Here is a 23,001-nt window from a genome sequence, read left to right on the forward strand (position 1 = left end):
GTCGAAGCATCTCCCCCGGATCCGCAAGGAGCACCCCCCATGCCCGCCACCACCCTCGACGAGCGCACCGCCCTCGTCCTCATCGACCTCCAGAACGGCATCCTCGGCCTGCCGACCGTCCACCCCGCCGACGGAGTCCTGAAGAACGGGGCCACGCTCGCGGACGCCTTCCGCGCCAAGGGCCTGCCCGTCGTGCGGGTCCGCGTCGCCTGGTCCCCCGACGGCGGCGACCTGCCGGTGAGCCGGTCGGCCGCCCCCGGGCTCACCCAGGCGCCGCCCGCCGCGTTCTCCGAGTTCCCGGACGAGCTCGGCCCGCTCGGCGACGACATCGTGATCACCAAGCGGCACTGGGGCGCCTTCACCGGGACGGAGCTGGACCTCCAGCTGCGCCGCCGCGGAGTGACGCAGATCGTGCTCGCGGGGATCTCGTCCTCGATCGGCGTCGAGTCCACCGCCCGCTCCGCCTTCGAGCTGAGCTACCACCTCACGGTGGTCGAGGACGCGACGACCGACACGGACGCCGCGTCCCACGAGCACAGCTTCGGCAAGATCTTCCCGCGGATCGCGGAGCTCGCCACGACCGAAGAGATCGTCGAACTCCTCGGCCGGTAACGGGAGTTCACAGCCCGCCAGGGTGCTCAGAGCGTCGCGTACTCCTCCGGCGTCAGCCGCAGGTTGTCCGTCCCGCCGAGCGCCCTGATCTGCCCGTCGTAGATGGGCCAGGCCAGGTCGGTCAGCAGCGCGTCATGGATGTCGTACGCGCGCTGCGGGCCGACCTCGCGGAGGTAGTCGATGACCTCGGCGATCTTGTTCCAGGGGGCCATGACGGGCACGAGGAGCGTCTCGACAGGCTGGTCGGGGACGGTGAACGCGTCGCCGGGGTGGAAGACGCGGCCGTGGTCGATCAGATAGCCGACGTTCGTGATGCGGGGGATGTCCGGGTGGATGACGGCGTGCAGTTCGCCGTGGACCTGGATGTCGAAACCGGCCGCCTCGAACGTGTCGCCGTGCCCGACCGTGTGCACCCGGCCCGGGAACGCCGTCGAGATCTTGTCGGCGACGGACTTCAGGGTCCAGATCTCGGTGGCCGGGTCGGCTTCGAGAGCCACCCGCAGCCGGGTCTCGTCGAAGTGGTCGGGGTGCTCGTGCGTCACGAGGATCGCCTCGGCGCCGACAGCCGCGTCCTCCTCGCAGAAGCCGCCCGGGTCGATGACGAGCGTCCGCCCGTCCTTCTCCAGGCGGACGCAGGCATGGATCTTCTTCGTGAGCTTCATAGGAACCATCCTGCGCTCCCGGCCCGCGTCCGGCCCGTCCCGGCACCCGGTCGTCTACTCCTGCGGCGTGGTCTCCTCGCGGATCACGGCCTGGGCCACCTTGAACGCCGAGTTCACCGCGGGCACGCCGCAGTACACGGCGGCCTGGAGCAGCACTTCCTTGATCTCGTCGGCGGTGAGGCCGTTGCGCAGGGCGGCGCGGGTGTGGAAGGCCAGCTCTTCGAGGTGGCCGCCGGCGACGAGCGCGGTGAGCGTGACGCTGCTGCGCATGCGGCGGTCGAGGCCGGGCCGGCTCCAGATCTCGCCCCACGCGTAGCGGGTGAGGAACTCCTGGAAGTCGCCGGAGAAGGCATCCGCCGAGGCCAGCGCCCGGTCGACGTGCGCGTCGCCGAGCACCTCGCGGCGCACCTTGAGACCGATGTCGTGCCGGTCGGGCCGGACCTCCGCCTCGGGCTGGGCCTCCGTGGGCCCGATCTCCGCCACGGGGGCGACCGGCGGGGGCGGCGGCGCGAGGACGGGCTTGACGGGGGCGGCGGGGATCGCGTGCTGCCCGGTCTCGTACGCGGGCTGCCAGGCGGTGGAGAAGTGCCGTACGAGGAGGTCGGTGACGGCGGCGGGCTGCTCGACCGGGGCGAGGTGCGAGGCGGCGGGCACGACGGCGAGCCGCGCGTCCGGTATGCCGGCGACGAGTGTGCGCGCCTGGGCAGGGCCCGTCACCTGGTCGTCGGAGCCGACGAGGACGAGCGTGGGGACGCCGATGGAGCCCAGCTCGGCCCGTACGTCGAAGGACGCGAGCGCCTCGCAGGCGGCGATGTAGCAGCCCGGGTCGGTGGTGCGCACCATCTGCACGGCCCAGTCGGTGATCGCGGGCTGGGCGGCCGCGAAGCCGCTGGTGAACCAGTGCTCGGGGGACGTGCGGGCGATGGGGTCGAGGCCGTTGCTGCGGACTATCACGCCGCGCTGGCGGAACTCGTCGGCGGTGCCGAAGCGGGGCGAGGCCGCGATCAGCGCGAGGGAGGCCACGCGCTGGGGGTGGCGCAGCGCCAGCTCCGCGCCGATGGCGCCGCCCAGGGAGCAGCCCGCGTAGCCGAAGCGCTGCACGCCGAGTTCGTCGAGCGTGGCCAGGAGCCGCGCGGCGAGGTCGGCGACGGAACCGGCCGGGTGGGCGGGGGCGCCGCCGTGCCCGGGCAGGTCGAAACGGAACACCCGCCACTGCCGGGCGAGCTCGGGTACCTGCCGGTCCCACATGTGCCAGGTGGTACCCAGTGAGGGACCCAAGATCAGGACTGGGGCGTCTTCTGGCCCGTCAAAGCGGTATTGCAGGGTGTTCTTCGGTGTCTCACTCACGCCCTGCACGGTCTCACATCTCACAATTTCTCACACGACTGGGTGGACACCCCGTGCAGGCCATCCCACCTTGTGGAGGCTTCGCGAAGATCCTCCACGTCCGGCTTGACGTACCACCGCTTGGCGGCCTTCACGTTCGTGTGACCGGCCCACGGCAAGGGCGGATCCCGCTCACCGGCAAGGGACTTGGTGTCCTTTTCCGCGATGTGCCGACCAAACCCGCCGCAGGCCGCAGTCGACCGGGCGCGGGCCATGACGCCGACGGGTGAAAGATCATCAGACGGAGCCGATCGGAACCTCGGTTGACCTTCACCTTGGGGGAGGCCACAGCATCGGTGGGGCCGTGCGATGTGCTCGGCATGAGTGAGGAGTGCGCATGGGGTTGCTGAGCATCGGGGCGTTCGCGAAGGCGTCGCGGCTGTCACCGAAGGCGCTGCGTCTTTACGACGAGCTCGGCCTGCTGCCCCCCGCTCGCGTCGACCCGGTGACCGGCTACCGCCTCTACGCGCCGGAGCAACTGGACCAGGCTCGACTGGTCGCCTGGCTCCGACGCCTGGGGATGTCCCTGACCCGCATCCAGCACGTCTGCACGCTGGAGGCGGGCCCGGCGGCCCAGGAGGTCCGCGCGTTCTGGGCCCAGGTCGAGGCCGACACCGCCGCACGGCGGGACCTGGCCACCTTCCTCATCAACCACCTGTCCTGGAAGGACCCTGCCATGTCCCCGACCACCAAGCCCCTGGGAATCCGTTACGCCGCACTGTCCGACACGGGCCTTGCCCGCGAGAGCAACCAGGACACCGCCTACGCCGGGTCCCGCCTGCTCGCCGTCGCCGACGGCTACGGCAGCCAGGGCGCCCCCGCGAGCGCGGCCGCCGTTGAGGCACTCAAGTACCTCGAAACCGACGGCGTCCCGGCGGGCGATCTCCTCAACGCCCTTGAAGACGCCGTCGAACAGGCCAAAGAGGCCGTGCGCGGCGTCGCCCGGACCGGGTCTTCACCCGAGGAGGCCGGCACGACACTCACCGCGATGCTCTGGACCGGCTCACAGCTGGCCCTCGTCCACATCGGCGACTCCCGCGTCCACCTCCTGCGCGACGGAGAGCTGTTCCAGATCACGCATGACCACACCATGGTGCAGTCGATGGTCGACGAGGGCCGCCTCACCCCGGAAGAAGCCGCCTCCCACCCCCAGCGCTCGCTGTTGATACGAGCCCTGGGCCAAGGAGCCGACGCCACCCCCGACCTGCGCCTCCACGACGCCCGGGAGGGAGATCGATACCTGCTCTGCTCCGATGGTCTGTCGACCGTCGTGCCGACCGAGGAGATCCACCGGGTTCTCTCCGAGATCAGGGAGCCCGAGCAGGCGATCCGCGAACTCGTCGCCCTCGCCAACGGCTCCGGCGGTCCCGACAACGCCAGCTGCGTGATCGCCGACGTCATGGAGCTCCAGCAGTAGGAGCGTGCAGCATGCACGTCGAGTTGCGCCGGAAGGTGGATACCGTGATGAGTGATCAACGACATCATCGTGGCGTGGGACCGCATTGAATCCTGGTCGAAGGTCGGCGCACCGAACTCTTACGCGTGGCTGCGCCCACCTGCCACACCGGAGCAACTCGCGGCAGCGCAGGCCCGGATGGTCGTTCCCCGGGTTGAGGACGCACGGGTCGTCGTTCAGCAGGCGCCACTTGTAGGGGAACCCGTTGCCGCCCATCCGGCGAGGGCGCGGGGCTCGCCGTGTTCTCGCTGCTCGTCGTGGGCGGTACGTGGTGGATCACGCGCTCACCGGCCCCTGTCCCCCGCGGGAACGGGCGCCGGTCAGCGCGGCCCGCGCTACGGCGTCGTCGTCGACACCACGTACACGAAGGGCTTCGCCGGGTTCTCCCGGTTCACCACGATGTCCAGGGTCGGCTCGGGGTTCTTCTGCTTGTGGGTGAGGCCGCGGTACGGGCCGGGGCCGTCGAAGGTCCAGCCGACGACCTTCTGGTTGCGCGGGCTGATGGTGACCTCGTCCTCCTGCAGCTTGGACGAGCTGGTCCCGATGGTCTTCAGGAACTTGTCGAGGCCCGAGTCCGTGGTGCGGAAGCGGACGTAGAGGCGGCTCGTCCTGAGGTTGTTCGTCTCGTAGTACGCGACGCCCTTGGCGGAGGAGACCGGTATCGGCACCTGGTACAGCCGGCGCTGGACCTTGGAGGGCCAGCCGATGGTGAGGCCTGTCGCGGAGTACTTGGCCTCTTTGTCCTTGCCGCTGTTCCGGCTCTGGTTCGCGGAGATCACCAGATAGCCGGCGGGCACGCCGATGAGCAGCACGATCGTGAGCAGCGTCAGCGCGCGGCGGCGGATGACCCTCCGGCGGTTCCCAGGGGGGCGCTGCCCTTCGTCGGGGGACGAGGGCTGGCGTGGCACGGTCATTACTTGGGTCCCTGGGTCTCGCCGGCGGCGCTCGCCGGGCTTTGCGGGCCGAGGCCGAAGCCCTTGCCCTGGTGGTAACGCTCGTAGCGCTCGTACCGTTCCACGCGCCGGCGCTTGGCGCGGCGGAAGCGGCGGGCGACGAGCCGTGCGAGGTCCGCGGCGCCGACCATACCGGCCTCGGGGCCGAGCTGGGCGCGGGCGATGCGAGCCTCGGGGCGGTAGCCGCGGCCGGTGAGGTGGCGCCTGAAGGCGTCGCGGGCCGGGCCGATCAGCAGGTCGTCGGCCGCGGAGACGCCGCCGCCGATGACGAAGCAGGACGGGTCGAGGGCGGCCGCGAGGTTCGCGATGCCGACGCCGAGCCACTGGCCGATGTCCTGGAGCAGCTCGATGCACATGGCGTCGCCCTCGCGGGCGAGCTCCGTGATGAGCGGGCCCGTGATGTCGGAGACGTTGCCCTTGACGCGCTCGATGAGCCCGTACGCGACCGGGGAGTCCGCGGCGGCGAGCTCGCGGGCCTCGCGCACGAGGGCGTTGCCGGAGCTGTACTGCTCCCAGCAGCCACGGTTGCCGCACGGGCAGCGGTGGCCGCCGGGGACGACCTGCATGTGGCCGAACTCACCGGCGACTCCGAACTTGCCTCGCTTGACCTGGCCGTCCTCCAGGATCGCGCCGCCGATGCCGGTGCCCAGCGTGATCATGACCAAGTGGTCCTCGCCACGGCCCGCGCCGAAGCGCCACTCGGCCCAGGCGGCCGTGTTCGCGTCGTTGTCGACGAGTACGGGGACGGAGAGGCGGCTGGAGATCCGGTCCCGGAGGGGCTCGTTACGCCAGGACAGGTGGGGCGCGAACAGGATGCGGTTGCGGTCCGCGTCGACCCAGCCGGCCGCGCCGATGCCGACGGCGTGCACGTCGTGCCGGTCGGAGAGGTCGAGCACCAGCTCCGTGATCGTGTCCTCGACGACCTTGGGGCTCTTGGACTTGTCCGGAGTCTCCGTGCGCAGGGTCTCCAGGATGTTGCCGTCGGCGTCGACGACACCCGCCATCACCTTCGTACCGCCGATGTCGATACCGACGGTCGGGACGCGCGGCGCCGTCAGGTGGGAACGGCGCTCACGCGTGCCGACGGTCCGCAGGACGGTGGCTCGTGCGGAGCCGCGGTGGGCGAGGTCGCGGTAGGTGCTCATCGCGCCGATTGTGCCATTTCGCTGCCGCGGGGGCGTATCCGAGCGGTACCGGTCACTCGTGGTGGGCGTGGCGCTACCGCAGGTCCCTTTTCGTCTGCGGGTCCGATGTGGCGGGTCGTGCCCCGCGGCGGAGCCGCAAAGTGGCACAGCCACGCGCCCCTACGGGGCGCACTGCCTACGGAGCGCCATGCCTACGGAGCCTCCCGGCCCTCCAGCTCGTGGCGCAAGTCGTCCAGTTCGCTGCCGCCTGCCATTTGGCGGGTCAGTTCGTCGAGGGTGATCTCGTCGCGGGCGTAGCTGCCGAACATCGTGCCCCTCTTCAGGAGGACGAAGCGGTTGCCTACGAGGTACGCGTGATGCGGGTTGTGCGTGATCAAGACCACGCCGAGGCCCGCGTCCCGCGCGGCGGCGACGTACTTCAGGACGACGCCGGACTGCTTGACGCCGAGGGCGGCGGTCGGCTCGTCGAGTACGAGGACCTTGGCACCGAAGTAGACGGCGCGGGCGATCGCCACGCACTGGCGTTCACCGCCCGAGAGGGTGCCGATGGGCTGGTCGACGTCGCGCAGGTCGATGCCCATGCGGAGCAGCTCCGCGTGGGTCGTCCTGCGCATCAGGTCAACGTCCAGCCGCTTGAAGGGCCCGGAGCCCTTCGTCGGCTCGGAGCCGAGGAAGAAGTTCCGCCAGACCGGCATCAGCGGAACGACGGCGAGGTCCTGGTAGACCGTGGCGATACCGCGGTCGAGGGACTCGCGCGGATTGGCGAGCCGGGTCTCCTCGCCCTCGATGCTGAAGGAGCCGGAGTCGTGCCGGTGCAGACCCGCGATGATCTTGATGAGGGTCGACTTGCCCGCGCCGTTGTCGCCGAGGACGCAGGAGATCTCGCCCGCGTGCACGACGAGGGAGACGTCCTCCAGGGCCCGGATGTTGCCGTAGTACTTACTGACGCCATCGAGCTCGACCAGCGCCGTACGCTCTGCGGTCTCGGTCATTTCGTCGCCTCCGCGCGCTTGCGGACCCACGCGTTGAGCAGGGTCGCGAGGAGCAGCATCGCCCCGAGGAAGAACTTGAACCAGTCCGGGTTCCACTCGGCGAACACGATGCCCTTGCTCGTCATGCCGAAGATCAGGGCGCCGATGGCCGCGCCGACCGCGGAACCGTAGCCGCCGGTGATCAGACAGCCGCCGATGACGGCCGCGATGATGTAGATCAGCTCGTTGCCGACGCCCTCGCCGGACTGCACGACCTCGAACGAGAACAGCAGGTGCTGCCCCGAGATCCAGGCGCCGAAGGCGACGCCCATGTACAGGCCGATCTTGGTCTTGTTGACCGGGACACCGACGGCGCGGGCCGCATCCTCGCCGCCGCCGACCGCGTAGATCCAGTTGCCGACGCGGGTGCGCAGCAGGATCCAGGTGGCGACGACGATCAGGGCGAGCCACCACAGGATGGTGATCTTGAAGTCGACTCCGCCGACGGTGAGCGTGGAGGCGAAGACGTCCTTCGCGGAGGAGAAGCCCTCCATGTCGGAGATCGACTTGGTGGAGACGGTGCCGCTGATCAGCTTGGTGAAGCCGAGGTTCATGCCGGTCAGCATCAGGAACGTGCCGAGCGTGATGATGAAGCTCGGTGGGTCCGTGCGGGTCAGCATGACGCCGTTGAACACGCCGATGGCGAGCGTGAACAGGAGCGAGACGCCCACACCGACCCAGACGTTGGCCGTCATCTGGTAGCTGAACATCGACGAGACCAGCGCGGACGTGGTGACCATGACACCGGCGGAGAGGTCGAACTCGCCGCCGATCATCAGCAGGGCCACGGGTACGGCCATGATGCCGATCGTCGACGACGCGTACAGGACCGTGGCGAGGCTGGAGGCCCGCAGGAAGCTGTCCGCGAAGATCGCGAAGAAGAGGAAGACGGCGATGGCGCCGACGACCGAGCCGAGTTCGGGCCGGCCCATGAGCTTGCGCAGCGGTGACGTCTTCAGGAGCCGCTCGTCCGTCAGCGGCGGGGTCCCTGGTGCGGCGGCGCTCATCGTGTCCCCCGGTTCGTGTACTCCTCGAGCTTGGCCGCCTGGTCCTTGGTGATGATCTGCGGTCCGGTGAGGACCGGCTTGCCGCCCCCGAGGACGTCCGCGTTGTAGCGGTAGAGCCAGAGCAGGTCCACGGCCTCGTACCCCTGGAGGTAGGGCTGCTGGTCGACGGCGAAGCCGAGTGTGCCGTCCTTCAGGCCGCCGGCGACCTTCTCGTTGAGGTCGAAGGTGTCGATCTCGGCCTTGCTGCCCGCGTCCTGCTTGGCCTTCACGGCGGTGGCGGCGAAGGGCGCGCCGAGCGTGACGACGGAGTCGATGGACTTGTCGGCCTGGAGCTTGGCGCCGATGGAGGACTGGACGTCGGGCATGTTGGTGCCCTCGACGTACAGGTTCTGCATCTGGCCCTTGAAGGTCTCCTTGGCGCCGGCGCAGCGCTGCTCGTGGCCGACGTTGCCCTGCTCGTGCAGGATGCACAGGGCCTTCTTGCGGCCGCGCTTGTTCAGCTCCTCGCCGACGGCCCGGCCCGCGATCGTCTCGTCCTGCCCGATGTGCGTGAGCGCGCCGAACTTCTTGGACTCCTCGGAGCCGGAGTTCACGGTGATCACGGGGATGCCGGCCTTCTCGGCGCGGGCGACGGCGGCCTTCATGGCGTCGGGCTTCGCGAGCGTGACGATCAGGCCGTCGACCTTCTTGTCCACGGCCGCGTCGACGAGCTGGGCCTGCTGCTGCGCCTCGTCGCTGTGCGAGTACAGGAAGTTGATGTTGTCCTTGATCGCGGCCTGCTTGGCGCCGCTCTGGACGATGTCCCAGAAGGTGTCGCCGTCGCCTGAATGGGTCACCATGGCGACAGTCCAGCGCGGGGTGTTCACCGCGGCCCTGCCCTGGGCCGAGGCCGCCTTCCTGGCGTCCTCCGCCCGCTTGCCGCCGGTGCTGCTGCATCCCGCGAGGGTGAGACCGACTGCTCCTGCGAGGGCGATGCTCACCCAGCTCCGAAACCGTGCCACGAGGCCGTGCCCTTCTTGCTGTGCTACCTGATACACCGGGGCCGGCGGACCGGCCCCGGGGGGCACTTCTTCCGCCCCGGACGCCTCAGTATCCCCGACCGCATCTGTCCGCCGCCGTGCAGGTCCCGGGGGACGCGCCGGGCTTCCGGCCTGGGGTCCGGGGGCTGTCCCCCGGGCGGACACAGCAGGCACTGGGATCATGCATCCGTTCACCGGGTACCGCGCGCGGTGTACTTCTCAAGCTTCGGCACGTCCTTCTCGGTCACGATCGCGGGGCCTGTCAGGACCGGCTTTCCGCCGCCGATGACGTTGGCGTTGGTGCGGTAGAGCCACAGTTCGTCGACTGCGAGATAGCCCTGCAGGTAGGGCTGCTGGTCGACGGCGAAGCCCACGTCCTTGGCCTTGAGGCTCTTCACCACGGCCGCGTTCAGGTCGAAGGTGTCCACCTCCGCCTCGCTGCCCGCGTCCTGCTTGGCCTTGACGGCGACGGCAGCGGTGGGGGCGCCGAGCGCGACGACCGCGTCGATGTCCTTGGCCGCCTGGAGCTTGGCCTCGATGGACGACTGGGACGCGGGGGCGTTGGTGCCCTCGACGTTGAGGTTCTCGACGGTGCCCTTGAAGGTCTTCTTGACGCCGGCGCAGCGCTGCTCCAGGGAGACGTTGCCCTGTTCATGGATGACGCAGAGCGCCTTCTTCCTGCCCCGCGCGTTGAGTTCGCTGCCGACTGCCTCGCCGGCCACGGACTCGTCCTGCCCGATGTGGGTGAGCGCGCCGAACCGCTGCGAGAACTCGCCGCCGGAGTTGATCGTGACGACCGGGATCCCGGCGTCCTTCGCCTTGGCGAGTACGGCCTTCATGGCCTCGGGCTTGGCCAGGGTGACGACGATCCCGTCGACCTTCTTGTCGATCGCCGACTGGACCAGCTCGGCCTGCCCCTTGGCCTCTTTGTCGTTCGAGTAGAGGAACTGGACGTTGTCCTTGGCGGCGGCCTGCTTGGCGCCGCTCTGGACGATGTCCCAGAAGGTGTCGCCCTCACCGGAGTGCGTGACCATCGCGATCTTCAGGCGGGGCGTGCCGGCGGACTTGCCGCCCCCTGAGTCGTCGGCCTTGTCCTCGGAGGTCTTGCCTCCGGAGCTGCTGCATCCGGCCGCGAGTGCGACGACCGCAATGAGGGTTGCTGCCGTGCGGGCTGTGCGCATGGTGTGCCACCTCTCTCCTCGCCGCCCGTGTGCGGCTGGAGGAGTTCTAGCGGTGGGTACCCGGCACCGTCAATGACTTTGTCATAACATTCTTACGGCCGTACGAGGAGCTGGAACTCGAAGGAGTAGCGGGACGCCCGGTATGTGTGCGACCCGAACTCGACGGGTCGGCCGGTGTCGTCGAACGTGGTGCGCTGCATTGTCAGGAGCGGGGCGCCCGCGGGCTCGGCGAGCCGCTCGCCCTCCTCGGCCGAGGCGGCGCGGGCGCCGACGGACTGGCGGGCGCTGTGCAGGGTTATCCCCGCGGCGCGCATCAGCCGGTAGAGCCCGGTCGCCTCCAGCCGCTCCGTGTCGAGCGGGAGCAGCCCGGTGGGCAGGTGGTTGCAGAGGTACGCGACCGGGTCGCCGTGGGTCAGCCGCAGCCGCTCGACCCGGTGCACCTCGTCGCCCTCCGCCACCCCGAGCGCGGCCGCGACCTCGGCGGACGCGGGCACGAGGGTGTTGGCCAGAACGCGCGTCTCGGGCTTCTGGCCCGCCGCCTCCAGGTCGTCGTAGAGGCTGCTGAGCTCCAGGGGGCGCTTGACCTGGCTGTGGACGACCTGGGTGCCGACGCCCCGGCGGCGGACGAGGAGGCCCTTGTCGACGAGGGACTGAATGGCCTGGCGCACGGTGGGCCGGGACAGGCCGAGCCGGCCCGCGAGCTCGATCTCGTTGCCGAGCAGGCTGCCGGGGGTCAGGGAGCCGCGCTCGATCGCCGCCTCCAGCTGCTGGGAGAGCTGGAAATAGAGCGGGACCGGACTGCTGCGGTCCACGCTGAGCTGGAGCGACACGGTCGGGTCGACTACTGGTTTGGCCACGGGCCGAGCGTAGTCGCAAGGAATGTTGACGGGAAGTCGTGAAGTTCGGTTGTCAGGACAAACCGTTGACAGCGGGTTCCCCGGGCGGCACCTTGACTGCATGCGCATCGGACTCATCGGGACGGGCCGTATCGGCACCTTTCACGCAGCTGTTCTGGAGCGGTACCGCGAGGTCGGCTCGCTCGTCGTCACGGACGCTGACCCGGAGCGGGCCGTCGCGCTCGCGGACCGGATCGGCGCGACCGCGGCGCCCACGGTGGACGAGATCTTCTCCTGGGGCGTGGACGCGGTGGTCATCACGGCGGCGACGTCCGCACACGGCGAACTGATCGGGCGGGCGGCGCGGGCCGGGCTCCCGGTGTTCTGCGAGAAGCCCATCGCCCTCGACCTGCCGGGCACGCTGGCCGCGCTCGACGAGGTGGAGCGGGCCGGGACCGTGCTCCAGCTGGGCTTCCAGCGCCGCTTCGACGCGGGGTACACGGCGGCGCGCGAGGCGGTGCGCTCGGGCCGCCTCGGCCGGGTGCACACCGTACGGGCCATGACGAGCGATCCGGCGCCGCCGCCGGCCGCCTATCTGCCGCTCTCCGGCGGGCTCTACCGGGACTGCCTGGTCCATGACTTCGACATCCTGCGCTGGGTGACCGGCCGCGAGGTGACGGAGGTGTACGCGACCGGGTCCGATGCCGGGCCCGCGATGTTCCGCGAGGCCGGGGATGTCGACACGGCGGCCGCGGTCCTCACGCTGGACGACGGCGCGCTGGTCACGGCGACGGCGACGCGCTGCAACGGCGCGGGCTACGACGTACGCATGGAACTCTCCGGCGAGCGGGACACAGTCGTCGTCGGCCTCGACGACCGCACGCCCTTCGCCTCCACCGAGCCCAAGGGCCCCTCGGCCGCGACCAAGCCCTGGCCCGGCTTCCTGGAACGCTTCGCCCCCGCGTACGAGGCGGAGCTCGTCGCGTTCGTCGACGTGGTGCGCGGCGAACGCGAGAACCCGTGCGACGGCCGCGAGGCACTGCACGCGCTGCGGATCGCGGAGGCCTGCGAACTGTCGCGCCGGGAACGGCGGTTGGTCCGGATGGAGGAGATTCCGGGGGGCTGATTCTCCGGCCTTGTACACGCGCCGCTCAGCCTGTGCGACCGATCAGCCCTGCGTGACCGACAGGATCGTGCCCTGGGCGAGGGCGCACAGTTTCTCCGTGCCCTCCTCGTCCGCCGTCGACAGGTCACAGCGGACGACGGCCTGGCGTCGGCCGCCGTGCATGACCTGGGCGCGGGCGATCAGGGTGCGGCCCGTCGCGGGGCGGACGTACTGGATGGAGAAGCCGCCGGTGAGCACCGCCGCGCCCAGGACCGCGCCGCCCGCGAACGTCAGCGCGTTGTCGGCCGCGTAGGAGAGCACCCCGCCGTGCAGGAACCCGTTCTGCTGGTGCAGCTCGGGTCTGATGTCGACCTCGATCGTGGCCGCTCCGTCGCCGAACTCGGTGAGCCGGGCGCCCACGAGACGGGTGAACGGCTGGGCGTCCAGAAGCTTCGCGGCCAGGGCGAAGTCGAGTTCGTGGGGGCTGTCGCTGTCGCGGGGTGCGGTCATGGAGATCTCCGGGCGGGTCGGCGGGCGCGTCGGGTACGGCCGACCGGTCGCGCCGGGCGGTGGCGTCATGTCACTCACCACCGGACCGGCAGACTGCGGACACCCCTTATCAGCATGCCGGGCAGCCAGTCGTCGGCCGGGCCGTCGAGCGCGAGCGCGGGGGCGCGGTCCAGGAGCGAGCGCAGGGCGATCTGGCCTTCGAGGCGGGCCAGGGGTGCGCCGAGGCAGTGGTGAAGGCCGTGCCCGAAGGCGATGTGGCCCCGGGCGTCGCGCCGGATGTCGAAGCGGCCCGGCTCGGGGAAGCGGTCCGCGTCGTGGTCGGCGGCAGCGAGGCCCACGAGGACGGGGGAGCCGGCGGGGATGACCGTGCCGCCGATCTCGGTGTCCTCGACCGTGAAGCGGTACGTCGCGTTCTCCACGGGGCCCTCGTAACGCAGCATCTCCTCGACGGCTCCGCCGAGGAGGGTCATGTCGGCGCGCAGCGCGGCGAGTTGATCGGGGTGGGTCAGCAGGGCCCGTACGCCGCCCGCGATCAGGTTCACCGTCGTCTCGTGGCCCGCGATGAGGAGGATGAAGGCCATGGCGCGCAGCTCGTCGGGCGAGAGCCGGTCGCCGTCCTCCGCGGTCGTGCGGATCAGGGCGCTGAGCAGGTCGTCGGCGGGGGCCGAAGCCTGCTTGTCCTCGATCAGGTCGCGCAGGTACGCGGCGAGTTCCGCGAACACCGCGTACTCGGCGTCGCGGTCGGTCGGCGCCACCACCTCGTTCGACATGCGCCGGAAGTCGGCGCGGTCGATGTCGGGCACGCCGAGCAGCTCGCAGATGACCGTGAGCGGCAGTGGGAAGGCGAACGACTCGACGAGGTCGGCGCGGCCGTGCGGGAGCATCGCGTCGAGAAGGTCGTCGGTGATGCGCTGGATGCGCGGGCGCAGGGATTCGACGCGGCGCGCGGTGAAAGCGCGGGTGACGAGGGAGCGCAGCCGCGTGTGGTGCGGCGGGTCGGTGATCAGCAGATGGGCGCCGATCAGCTCCTCGTCGAGGCCGGAGAAGCCCAGCTTGGCGGGGGACTTGACCAGGCGCGGGTCGGTGAGCGCGGCGCGCGCCTCCTCGTGCCCGACGATCAGCCACGCCTCGCCGTCGTCGGCGGGCTTCGGCAGCCTCACCCGGTGCACCGGGCCCCGGGCGCGCAGCTCCTCGTAGACGGGATACGGGTCGGCCGTGAAGCCCGCGTACTCGCCCAGATCGATCGGTTCCCCCATGGCACCGCCCCTCACGTCGGTCAGGCGTCAATCCCTGCTGAATCTAACTCGCGCCACTGACAATCGGTTCCCGTGACGTGATCGACGCGCCGCCCTCGGCCAGGAAACGCGCGAGCGGCAGGGTCGCCGCGCCGACTGTGACCGCGTCGGGTCCGAGGCGCCCGAGTTCGATGGTGGTCTGCGCGTACGGGTGGCGCAGGGCGTACGCGGCGGCCGCCCGCCGGACCGGTTCGAGGAGGCGGGGGCCCAGGAGCAGCCCGGCCCAGCCGCCGACGACGATGCGCTCGGGGTTGAAGAGATTGACGAGGTCGGCGATGCCCGCGCCGAGGAACTCGGCCGTCTCGTCGAGGAGTTCACCGGCTTCGGGGTCGGCGAGGAGCTCGGCGAGCGCCCCCTCCTCGTCGGCCGAGGTCGGGTGGCCGCCGCTCTCCCGCCACCGTTCGAGCAGCGCCTCGGCGCCCACGTACGCCTCCAGGCAGCCGCGCGCCCCGCACCGGCAACGGCGCCCGCCGACCTGGAGCGTGGTGTGGCCCCACTCCCCCGCACTGCCGGACGAGCCCTGGTAGGGGACGCCGTCGGCGATGACGCAGGCGCCGACGCCGGAGCCGATGAGGGTGACGACGGCGTTGCGGGCTCCACGGCCCGCGCCGAACCACATCTCGGCGAGGCCGAGCGTCTTGGCGCCGTTGTCGACGAACAGGGGCAGTTCGGGCGGGAGTTCACCGCAGTCGCGGAGCATCGCCTCGAGGGGGACGGCGTCCCAGCCGATGGCCTGGCCGTGCACGACGGCTCCGACGGCGCCGCCCGCACCGGAGGCGTCGACGATGCCGGGCACGCCGATGCCGACGCCGATGAGGGCGTCCGGCGCGACCTTCGCCTCGGCGAGCACCTGCGCGAGGCCGGCCGCGACGATCCGTACGACGTCCCGCGCGTCATGGTGTCCGTCGGGCAACGGGGCGTCCACGCGCGCGAGTTCGTTCAGGGTGAAGTCGAAGAGCTCCACGCGTACGCGTGTCTCGCCGATGTCGACGCCGGCGAGGTGGCCGCAGTGCGGGGCGACGCGCAGGAGCGTGCGCGGCCTGCCGCCGTCGGAGTCGACCGATCCTGCTTCCTCCAGGAGGCCGTCGGCGACGAGCTCGGAGACGACATTGCTGATCGACCCCGAGCTGAGTGCGGTGAGCGGGCCCAACTCCTGCCGGCTGAGCGGCCCGTCGAAGTAGAGCTTGCGCAGCACCGTGGCGCGGTTGTTGCGTCTGAGGTCACGCACCGTGCGCCGGCGTGGTCCGGCCATCGTCATCCTCCCCCGTGCGGCGGACCCTGAGCGCCGTTCGCCCGCGCCCGGATCACGCTGTGAATTTACCCGTGCCGCTGGAGTCAGTCGTCGAGGAGTCCCGCGTCGTGGGTCAGGAGGGCGATCTGGACGCGGTTGTTCAGGCCGAGCTTCGCGAGGATGCGGGAGACGTGCGCCTTGACGGTCGCGACGCTCATGTAGAGCTCAGCGGCGATCTCCGCGTTGGACGCGCCGCGGCCCACGGCGACGGCCACCTCCCTTTCGCGGTCGGCCAGTTCGCCGAGGCGCTCACGCGCGCGTGCCCTGCGGTCCTGCTGCGGGTCGGGGCCGGTGGCCCGCGTGATGAGCTGCCGGGTCACGGTCGGCGACAGGACGGGCGCTCCGGAGGCGACCCGGCGGACCGCCTCGACGATCTCGGCGGGCGCGGTGTCCTTGAGGACGAAACCCGCGGCCCCGGCGCGCAGCGCCCGCAGTACCTGTTCGTCGGCGTGGAACGTGGTGAGGACGATGACCTCGGGTGCGTCGGGCCGCGCCCGCAGCGCCTCGGTCGCGGCGAGACCGTCCACGTCCGGCATGCGGATGTCCATGAGGACGACGTCGGGCCGGGTCTCGGCGACAAGGGCGGGGACCTGTGAGCCGTCGCCCGCCTGGCCGACGATCTCGATGTCGGGCGCGCCCCCGAGCATGAAGGAGAGGCCCGCGCGCACCAGCGGGTCGTCGTCGACGAGGAGCACCCTGATCGGTTCCACCGAATTCACCCAGTCCCGCCTTCGCGCCGTCGTACCGCGGCCGTCACCGTCCCCGGGGGCCACCGTAGCGAGCCGGTGATCACGTGGTCCAGGCGTGCGGGCCGCGGGCTGGGGGTCACCCGGGCCACGGCAGCCAGGCCTCGATCGCGAAGCCCCCGTCGTCGGCGGCGCCGTGGCCGAGGCTGCCGCCGGCCAGGGTGGCGCGTTCCGTGAGGCCGATCAGGCCCTGGCCCGAGCCGGGCACGTGCGGGACCTCGCCCGGGGGCGGCGGGTTGCGGACCGAGACGGTGACCCCGTCTCCCGGAGCGCCGGACACGAGGACCTCGACCTCGGCGCCGGGGGCGTGCTTGCGGGCGTTGGTCAGGCCTTCCTGGACGATGCGGTAGGCGGTGCGGCCGACGGACGCGGGGACGGCGTCCGGGGCGGTGACCTGATGATCGAGGACGATCTTCATGCCCGCCTCGCGGGACTCGGCGACCAGGGCGTCGAGTCCGGCGAGCGTCGGCTGCGGCCGCCCCGACTCCTCGCCGTGGTCGTCGGCCCGCAGGACGCCGATGATCTCGCGCAGGTCCTGGAGCGCCTCGTGGGCGCTCTCGCGGATGACGCCGGCCGCCCGGGCGACCTCCTGCTGGGGTGCGTCGGGCCGGAACTCCAGGGCGCCCGCGTGCACGCTGAGCAGGGTGAGCCGGTGGGCGAGCACGTCGTGCATCTCGCGGGCGATGGCCTCGCGGGCGAGGCGCTGCGCCTGCTCGGCCCGCAGTGCGGCCTCGGTCTCGGCGCGCCTCGCCCGGTCGCGCAGCGACAGCAGGAGCTGGCGCCGGGAGCGTACGAACATGCCCCAGCCGACGACGGTGACGGTGAGGACGATCGTGAAGGTGACGGAGAGGACGTACGGCGAGTCCGGGTCCGGCCTGATCCAGAAGAAGAGCGGGATCAGCGCGCACGAGGCACCGGCGACCCAGGCGACATACCTGAAGGGGCGGTGCACGGCGAGGGTGAAGATGGCGACCATGGTGGCGCCGCCCGCGCTGTTCGACACCATGCTGACCGCCGCCAGCGCGATGGCCAGGCCCAGGGGCCACCTCCTGCGCAGCCACACGGCGGCGCAGGCGAGCGCGCCGAGCCACTGGTCGAGGGCGGCGAGGCCGTCGGAGGTGTTCGGGTCGTTCGAGACGGAGTGGGCGCCGAGCAGGCCGATGCCCACGGCGGCGAGGAAACAGGTGAAGTCGACGACCCAGTCGCGCAGGGTGCGGCGCCTGCGGCCGGGGCGGCCGTCCGGGTCCAGGTCGAGCTCGTCGGCGACGGCCGAGGGCAGCATCCTGCGCCGCCACCGGTACCGCTCCCCCGGTGGGGTCGTCCCTGTCCGCTCCTGAACCTCCATGGTCGACAAATCTACGCACCCGTGGCACCCGGGACCGCCTCGTGGAGCGGACCGTGGACGAAAGTCGCGGCGGCCGGTACTTCGGTACGCGCGTCCCGCCGTAAGTCGCGTCTTGTGGCGGGACGCGCCTCGCCCCGCGGCCGATGTGCGTGGGAGGTCCGCGGGGCGAGGTTGTCACCTATGAAGAAGGTTCTGGAGTTCATCGGCGCGATCGCGCTCATTCAGGGCGCGATCGGCCTGCTGCACGAGTTCACCGGGTGGCTGAGCTGGGGCGTCATCCAGCATCTCGGCTTCCTCGACGGCTACGAGGTGTACGGGAGCATCACGCTGATCGTGCTCGCGTTCGCCCTGTTCGCCGCGTCGGAGAGCCTCAAGAGCTGACGGCGCCGGTCACCGGGGTCGTTCAGCAGCTGTGGTCGACGAGGTCGAACGTCGCGTAGTGGTCGCCGGTGTAGTAGTCCTCCTGGGACTGCTCACCGGTGACGATGCGGCGGGCGCCGCGGGTCGGGGAGCCGGGGGTGATGACCGTGTACTCGTGGTAGTAGCCGGTGGACTGCGAGGGCAGGACGCCCTCCCGGTTCTGGAAGACGGTGCCGTCCTGGTCGTACGGGTAGGGGCCGCCCTGCTCGATGAGGTCGAGCGTGTCGTGGGCCTGGGAGGGCAGCGCCGAGTAGCAGATGTCGCCGACGGCTGTCACGGAGTACGTGACGGGGGCCGGGGCCGCGGTGGCCGAGCCGGCGAGGACGGGGCCGCCGATGAGCAGGGCGGCGGCGAGGGCAGTGACGCTGGCGATTCGTGGGGGGATTCGCATGGCCCCTAGTGTGACGCGCGTAGAGCATGACGTGTCAACGTCAAGTCGGGGGAGTTTTCCGGAAGTTAACCAATCGGAGGCGCCGCTTCAGGCGCGTCCGGGGCGCATTCGGGGCCCGTTCAAGGTGCGGCTCAGGCGGTGGCGCGGCGCCCCCACGCCGTCCCTGCCAGCACGAACACGGCCCCCAACAGGCCCAGCGGCCCCAGGCGTTCGCCGCCGACGGCGATGCCGGCCGCCGCGGCCCACAGCGGCTCGGTGCCAAGAAGCAGGCTCACCCGCGACGGTGACGTCCGGTGGACCGCCCACATCTGCACGAAGAAGGCGAAGAGCGTACAGAAGACGGACAGGAAGACGAGCCCCGCCCACGCGCGCGGGCCGAAGTCCGCGGCCGCCTCCCACGGCGCGGCGCCCGTCCCCGGCACCCCGCACAGGAGCGCGAACACCGCGACGGACGCGCCCAGTTGGACCGTCGTCAGGGGCAGCGCGTCCGCGCCCCGCACGGACTTCATCCGGGCCATGGCGAGGACGTGGACGGTGCGGGCGAGTGCCGCGAGCAGCATCAGGAGGTCGCCGCCGGACGGGGCCGTGAAGCCGCCGCTCTGGGTGAGCAGGACGACGCCGGCGACGGAGACGGCGGCCGCGGCGAGGAAGGTGCGGGACGGCCTGGTCCGCGTCAGCGCGGCCTCGGCGAGGGGCGTGAAGATCATGGTGAGGCTGATGATGAGGCCCGCGTTCGTCGCCGAGGTGTGGACGACGCCGTAGGTCTCCAGGAGGAAGATCCCGCTGAGGATCAGCCCGAGGAGTCCCGCCCCGCGCCACTGCGTGGCGCTCAGCCCGCGCAGCGCGCCCCGCCCGGCCACGGCGAGCGCCGGCAGGACGGCGCCGAACCGGAGCACGAGGACCGCGAGGACGGTGGTCTGTGTGGTGATGCCCTTGGCCGCGAGATAGCTGGCTCCCCAGACGACGGCCACGAGGAGAACGGGCAGGTCGGTGAGCCAGGCGCGGCGGGGCGCGGTGACGGTGAGCGTGGTCAAGGTGCGGTCTCCGGCGGCGTACGGCGGCGTGGAGACGACGGCGACTCGCACGGGGGCGGGCTCACGGTACCGGCGGCAAGATCATCAGGGCCACCGCTTTCCGTCCACCGGACCCGCCGGGCAACTCACCACTGCAGGCGGGGCATCGGTGTCCGTTTGCCGCCAGCATCGGCGGTCGCCCGTCCATTTACTTGAAGTCATAACAACCGATGGCTTCAGGAGGACCCATGAACGGCAAGGCAGCACTCGTCACCGGTGGCGGCCGCGGGATCGGCGCGGCGACCGCGCTGCGGCTGGCGCGTGAGGGCGCGAATGTGGCGGTCACCTACGTGAACGGCAAGGAGGCGGCCGAGGAGGTCGTGCGCCGCGTCGAGGCACTGGGCCGGCGCGGTCTCGCACTGCGCGCCGACTCGGCGGACCCGCACGAGGCGGCGGGGGCGGTGGATCAGGCGGCGGACGCGTTCGGCGGGCTCGACGTGCTGGTGAACAACGTGGGCGTGGGGGTGCTCGGGCCGCTGGAGGGCTTCTCGCTCGCCGAGATCGACCACGCGCTCGCGGTGAACGTGCGCGGTGTCCTGCTGGCGTCGCAGGCGGCCGCGGCGCGGCTGTCCGACGGCGGCAGGATCGTCACCGTCGGCACCTGCATGGCGAAGCGCGTACCGGGCCCCGGCGGGACCGTGTACGCGACGACCAAGGCGGCCCTGATCGGCCTGACGAAGGCGCTGGCACGCGAGTTGGGCGGCCGCGGCATCACGGCGAACATCGTCCACCCGGGCCCGATCGACACGGACATGAACCCGGCGGACGGACCGTACGCCTCGGGCCAGACCGTGTCCGTCGCGCTGGGCCGGTTCGGCACGGCCGACGAGGTGGCGTCGATGGTCGCCTATCTCGCGGGCCCCGAGGCCACGTATGTCACGGGTGCGGAGTTCGCCGTGGACGGCGGGCACGCGGCGTGACGTATGCGCGCGGGGGCGTACCGGTGCTGTCAGGCCGGTACGCCCCCGCGCGGGTCCGGGGCCCGGGTCAGCCGCCGAGCTCCTGGTGACGGGCTGTCAGGCGGGCCGTGCCCTCGTCCGTCAGCGAGCCGAACAGCCGCAGGCGGGAGATGCCGCCGTCCGGGTAGATGTCCACGCGCGCGTGGGTGCCGACCGCAGGGGCGTCGAGGACGAAGCGGTGGTTGGTGTCGGGCTGGAGGCGGGTGCGGGGCAGGACCTCCACCCACTCGCCGTCGTCGCCGTCGCGCACGGAAACCGACGCCCAGCCCGCCGAGTTGCCCTTGAGGTAGGCGGTGTCGATCTCCAGGGCGCGGATCTGCGACTGGGCGGCCAGGCCGTAGCTGATCCAGTCGTTGCCCTGGTCGCGGCGGCGGCGGGTCTCCCAGCCGTCGTCCATCTTGCGGGAGCGGCCCGGCTGGATGGTGTTGCTCGCGGGCGAGTAGAAGAGGTTGGAGGCGTCCTCGGCGCGGCCGCCGTTCTCCAGGGCGACGACGTCGAACGTGCCGAGCGTGGCGAGCCACTTGGGGTCGGGCACGACCTCGCCGTGGACCCGCAGGCGGGCGATGCCGCCGTCGGGGTGCTGATTGACGCGCAGGTGCGTGAAGCGCTGCTCCACGTCGACGGCGAAGCCGTTGGCCGCGTGGCCGCCGACCGCCGTGCGCGGTACGAGTGTCGTCCACTTGACGTCGCCCGACAGGAGCTCCTCCGGGGTGGGCGCGCCCTCGACGGACGCGGCCTCCACGGAGACGGCCTGCGGGTAGTTGCCGCGGAAGTGGGCGGTGTCGACGATGATGCCGCGGATCACGCCGGGGGCGCCGAGCCGGACGAGCGCCCAGTCGTGGTCCTCGGCGGTCGGCCACGGGTGGTCCGCGCCGGTGCCGCGGCGACGGCGGGTCTCCCAGCCGTCCATGATCTTGCCCTTGTGGCCGAAGTGCTCGGGGTCGAACTCGGCGCGCTCGGGCACGAGGAGGTTCTCGCGCTGGGCGAAGAACTCGTCGTTGGCGGCGATGACACCGGCGCCGAGCTGCCGCGCGGCGAGGTCGGCGTACTGCGTGAACGGGAAGTCGGCGGTGCGGTAGTCGGCGTACGGGTCTCCGCCGCCGTAGGGGTTCGCGTCGCCGGTGAAGCTGGGAATCGCCGTCACAGTGATCAGTTGTTCCTTTCGAGGAGCTTGCCGGCGGGAGCGGTGAACTCGCCTTCGGCGACGATGCGCTCACCGCGCAGCCAGGTCGACTTCACGACGCCGTGCAGCGTCTTGCCCGCGTAGGCGGTGACGCGGTTGCGGTGCTGCAGTTCGGCCGGGTCGACGGTGAAGGTCTCCTCGGGGGCGAGGACCGCGAAGTCGGCGTCGCGGCCGGCGGCGATGGCGCCCTTACGGTCGTCGAGGCCGACCAGCTCCGAGGTGCGCGAGGACATCCAGCGCACCACGTCGTCGAGGGAGTGGCCGCGCCCACGGGCCTCGGTCCAGATGGCGGAGAGGCTCAGCTGGAGGCCGGAGATGCCGCCCCACGCGGTGGCGAAGTCGTCGGTCTTCAGGTCGGCGGTCGACGGCGAGTGATCGGTGACGATGCAGTCGATGGTGCCGTCGGCGAGCGCCTGCCACAGCAGGTCCTGGTTCGCGGCCTCGCGGATGGGCGGGCAGCACTTGAACTCGCTTGCGCCGTCCGGGACTTCCTCCGCGGTGAGCGTGAGGTAGTGCGGGCACGTCTCGACGGTGAGCTTGACGCCCTCGGCCTTGGCCTCGGCGATCAGCGGCAGCGCGTCGGAGGAGGAGAGGTGCAGGATGTGGACGCGGGCGCCGATCCGCTTGGCGGTGTCGATGAGCCCCTTGATCGCGACGTCCTCGGAGATCCGCGGCCGGGTCGCGAGGTAGTCGTCGTACTTCGGGCCGCTGTTGTGCGGGGCGACGTCCAGCTCGTGCGGGTCCTCGGCGTGCACGATGAGCAGGCCGCCGAACCCGGCGATCTCGGCCATGGAGGCGGTGAGCTGGTCCCCGTTCAGGTGCGGGAACTCGTCCACGCCGGACGGCGAGAGGAAGCACTTGAAGCCGAAGACCCCGGCGTCGTGCAGCGGACGCAGGTCCTTGACGTTGTCCGGCAGCGCGCCACCCCAGAAGCCGACGTCGATGTGCGCCTTGGCGGCGGCGACGTCCTGCTTGGTGCGCAGGTTGGCCGCCGTCGTCGTCGGCGGCAGTGAGTTGAGCGGCATGTCGACGATCGTGGTGATGCCGCCGGCCGCCGCGGCGCGGGTGGCCGTCCAGAAGCCCTCCCACTCCGTGCGCCCCGGGTCGTTCACGTGGACATGGGTGTCCACGAGTCCGGGCATGAGGACGTCGTCACCGAAGTCCTCGAGCCGGGCGCCTGCCGGTACGTCCGCGTCGTGCGGAAGGACGGCGGCGATCTTTCCCCCGGCGACGGCGACCGACGCGGGCCGCGTGCCTTCGGGGGTGATGACGCGGGTCGAGCGCAGCACCAGTTCGACGTCGGACACCCGAGCCCCTCTCAGTAAATTCAACGTTCTGTTGAAGGAGTTTTCACTCCAGTCCAGGGTCCGTCAAGAGCCGCCCCGTAAGGGACGA

The 23,001-nt window shown here is 71.3% G+C and carries 23 protein-coding genes; 5 read left to right on the forward strand and 18 right to left on the reverse strand.

Going from position 1 to position 23,001, the window contains the following annotated elements; all coding sequences use genetic code 11:
* Nucleotides 1–39 precede the first annotated feature (39 nt).
* Nucleotides 40–612 (forward strand): isochorismatase family protein, encoded by a 573-nt coding sequence (locus OG574_RS13640; protein WP_100591475.1) that lies wholly within the window; start codon nt 40–42, stop codon nt 610–612.
* Between the two features lie 26 nt (nt 613–638).
* On the opposite strand, the gene OG574_RS13645 is transcribed toward OG574_RS13640, so the two are convergent.
* Nucleotides 639–1,274, reverse strand: a complete 636-nt coding sequence (locus OG574_RS13645) for an MBL fold metallo-hydrolase (protein WP_326773441.1) — start codon at nt 1,272–1,274, stop codon at nt 639–641.
* Between the two features lie 54 nt (nt 1,275–1,328).
* On the reverse strand, nt 1,329–2,621 hold the full coding sequence (gene pcaDC / locus OG574_RS13650) for a bifunctional 3-oxoadipate enol-lactonase/4-carboxymuconolactone decarboxylase PcaDC (protein ID WP_326773442.1): 1,293 nt from the start codon (nt 2,619–2,621) through the stop codon (nt 1,329–1,331).
* 376 nt (nt 2,622–2,997) lie between these two features.
* On the opposite strand from pcaDC, the gene OG574_RS13655 reads away from it, so the two are divergent.
* Entirely contained in the window at nt 2,998–4,077 is a 1,080-nt protein-coding gene (locus tag OG574_RS13655) for a protein phosphatase 2C domain-containing protein (protein WP_326773443.1), read from the forward strand.
* 374 nt (nt 4,078–4,451) lie between these two features.
* Here the strand turns inward: OG574_RS13655 and OG574_RS13660 are convergent, their stop codons facing one another.
* From OG574_RS13660 to OG574_RS13690, 7 genes are all read right to left on the reverse strand, one after another.
* Nucleotides 4,452–5,030 (reverse strand): sugar kinase, encoded by a 579-nt coding sequence (locus OG574_RS13660; RefSeq protein ID WP_326773444.1) that lies wholly within the window; start codon nt 5,028–5,030, stop codon nt 4,452–4,454.
* Nucleotides 5,030–6,214: an ROK family glucokinase gene (locus OG574_RS13665; protein WP_326773445.1), complete on the reverse strand. Its 1,185-nt coding sequence runs from the start codon at nt 6,212–6,214 to the stop codon at nt 5,030–5,032. Before OG574_RS13665 ends, OG574_RS13660 begins: the two co-directional genes overlap by 1 nt.
* 191 nt (nt 6,215–6,405) lie before the next feature.
* Nucleotides 6,406–7,206 (reverse strand): ATP-binding cassette domain-containing protein, encoded by an 801-nt coding sequence (locus OG574_RS13670; RefSeq protein ID WP_326773446.1) that lies wholly within the window; start codon nt 7,204–7,206, stop codon nt 6,406–6,408.
* Nucleotides 7,203–8,252, reverse strand: a complete 1,050-nt coding sequence (locus tag OG574_RS13675; RefSeq protein WP_326773447.1) for an ABC transporter permease — start codon at nt 8,250–8,252, stop codon at nt 7,203–7,205. Before OG574_RS13675 ends, OG574_RS13670 begins: the two co-directional genes overlap by 4 nt.
* Nucleotides 8,249–9,253: a sugar ABC transporter substrate-binding protein gene (locus OG574_RS13680; protein WP_326773448.1), complete on the reverse strand. Its 1,005-nt coding sequence runs from the start codon at nt 9,251–9,253 to the stop codon at nt 8,249–8,251. The genes OG574_RS13675 and OG574_RS13680 overlap by 4 nt, the downstream gene beginning before the upstream one ends.
* Before the next feature lie 209 nt (nt 9,254–9,462).
* A complete protein-coding gene (locus tag OG574_RS13685) occupies nt 9,463–10,452 on the reverse strand; it encodes a sugar ABC transporter substrate-binding protein (protein WP_326773449.1) in 990 nt (329 codons plus the stop codon).
* A gap of 92 nt (nt 10,453–10,544) precedes the next feature.
* Nucleotides 10,545–11,282, reverse strand: coding sequence for a GntR family transcriptional regulator (locus OG574_RS13690; RefSeq protein ID WP_326778469.1), 738 nt, complete (start codon nt 11,280–11,282; stop codon nt 10,545–10,547).
* A gap of 127 nt (nt 11,283–11,409) precedes the next feature.
* On the opposite strand from OG574_RS13690, the gene OG574_RS13695 reads away from it, so the two are divergent.
* Complete coding sequence (locus OG574_RS13695; protein WP_326773450.1) at nt 11,410–12,414, forward strand: Gfo/Idh/MocA family protein; 1,005 nt, start codon at nt 11,410–11,412, stop codon at nt 12,412–12,414.
* A 42-nt stretch (nt 12,415–12,456) separates the two neighbouring features.
* On the opposite strand, the gene OG574_RS13700 is transcribed toward OG574_RS13695, so the two are convergent.
* From OG574_RS13700 to OG574_RS13720, 5 genes are all read right to left on the reverse strand, one after another.
* Complete coding sequence (locus OG574_RS13700; RefSeq protein ID WP_326773451.1) at nt 12,457–12,903, reverse strand: PaaI family thioesterase; 447 nt, start codon at nt 12,901–12,903, stop codon at nt 12,457–12,459.
* A 74-nt stretch (nt 12,904–12,977) separates the two neighbouring features.
* Nucleotides 12,978–14,159, reverse strand: a complete 1,182-nt coding sequence (locus tag OG574_RS13705) for a cytochrome P450 family protein (protein WP_326773452.1) — start codon at nt 14,157–14,159, stop codon at nt 12,978–12,980.
* 43 nt (nt 14,160–14,202) lie between these two features.
* Nucleotides 14,203–15,450, reverse strand: a complete 1,248-nt coding sequence (locus tag OG574_RS13710; RefSeq protein WP_326773453.1) for an ROK family transcriptional regulator — start codon at nt 15,448–15,450, stop codon at nt 14,203–14,205.
* Nucleotides 15,451–15,533: 83 nt separating this feature from the next.
* Nucleotides 15,534–16,199, reverse strand: a complete 666-nt coding sequence (locus OG574_RS13715; RefSeq protein ID WP_326778470.1) for a response regulator transcription factor — start codon at nt 16,197–16,199, stop codon at nt 15,534–15,536.
* A 115-nt stretch (nt 16,200–16,314) separates the two neighbouring features.
* Nucleotides 16,315–17,580 (reverse strand): sensor histidine kinase, encoded by a 1,266-nt coding sequence (locus OG574_RS13720; protein WP_326773454.1) that lies wholly within the window; start codon nt 17,578–17,580, stop codon nt 16,315–16,317.
* Between the two features lie 180 nt (nt 17,581–17,760).
* On the opposite strand from OG574_RS13720, the gene OG574_RS13725 reads away from it, so the two are divergent.
* Complete coding sequence (locus OG574_RS13725; RefSeq protein ID WP_326773455.1) at nt 17,761–17,961, forward strand: hypothetical protein; 201 nt, start codon at nt 17,761–17,763, stop codon at nt 17,959–17,961.
* Nucleotides 17,962–17,983: 22 nt separating this feature from the next.
* Here OG574_RS13725 and OG574_RS13730 read toward each other — a convergent pair whose 3' ends face one another.
* Both OG574_RS13730 and OG574_RS13735 read right to left on the reverse strand, forming a co-directional pair.
* Entirely contained in the window at nt 17,984–18,391 is a 408-nt protein-coding gene (locus OG574_RS13730) for a ribonuclease (protein WP_326773456.1), read from the reverse strand.
* Nucleotides 18,392–18,522: 131 nt separating this feature from the next.
* The gene (locus tag OG574_RS13735) at nt 18,523–19,425 is read right to left on the reverse strand and encodes a DMT family transporter (protein ID WP_326778471.1); all 903 of its coding nucleotides are present in this window, start codon (nt 19,423–19,425) and stop codon (nt 18,523–18,525) included.
* Between the two features lie 227 nt (nt 19,426–19,652).
* On the opposite strand from OG574_RS13735, the gene OG574_RS13740 reads away from it, so the two are divergent.
* Nucleotides 19,653–20,384 carry an SDR family oxidoreductase gene (locus tag OG574_RS13740; protein ID WP_326773457.1) on the forward strand — a complete coding sequence of 244 codons (732 nt, stop codon included), beginning with the start codon at nt 19,653–19,655 and terminating at the stop codon, nt 20,382–20,384.
* Between the two features lie 67 nt (nt 20,385–20,451).
* Here the strand turns inward: OG574_RS13740 and alc are convergent, their stop codons facing one another.
* Nucleotides 20,452–21,567 carry an allantoicase gene (gene alc, locus OG574_RS13745; RefSeq protein WP_100591456.1) on the reverse strand — a complete coding sequence of 372 codons (1,116 nt, stop codon included), beginning with the start codon at nt 21,565–21,567 and terminating at the stop codon, nt 20,452–20,454.
* 5 nt (nt 21,568–21,572) lie between these two features.
* Nucleotides 21,573–22,913, reverse strand: coding sequence for an allantoinase AllB (gene allB / locus OG574_RS13750; RefSeq protein WP_326773458.1), 1,341 nt, complete (start codon nt 22,911–22,913; stop codon nt 21,573–21,575).
* Between the last annotated feature and the right edge of the window lie 88 nt (nt 22,914–23,001).

The organism is Streptomyces sp. NBC_01445 (genome assembly GCF_035918235.1).
Taxonomy (GTDB): Bacteria; Actinomycetota; Actinomycetes; order Streptomycetales; family Streptomycetaceae; genus Streptomyces.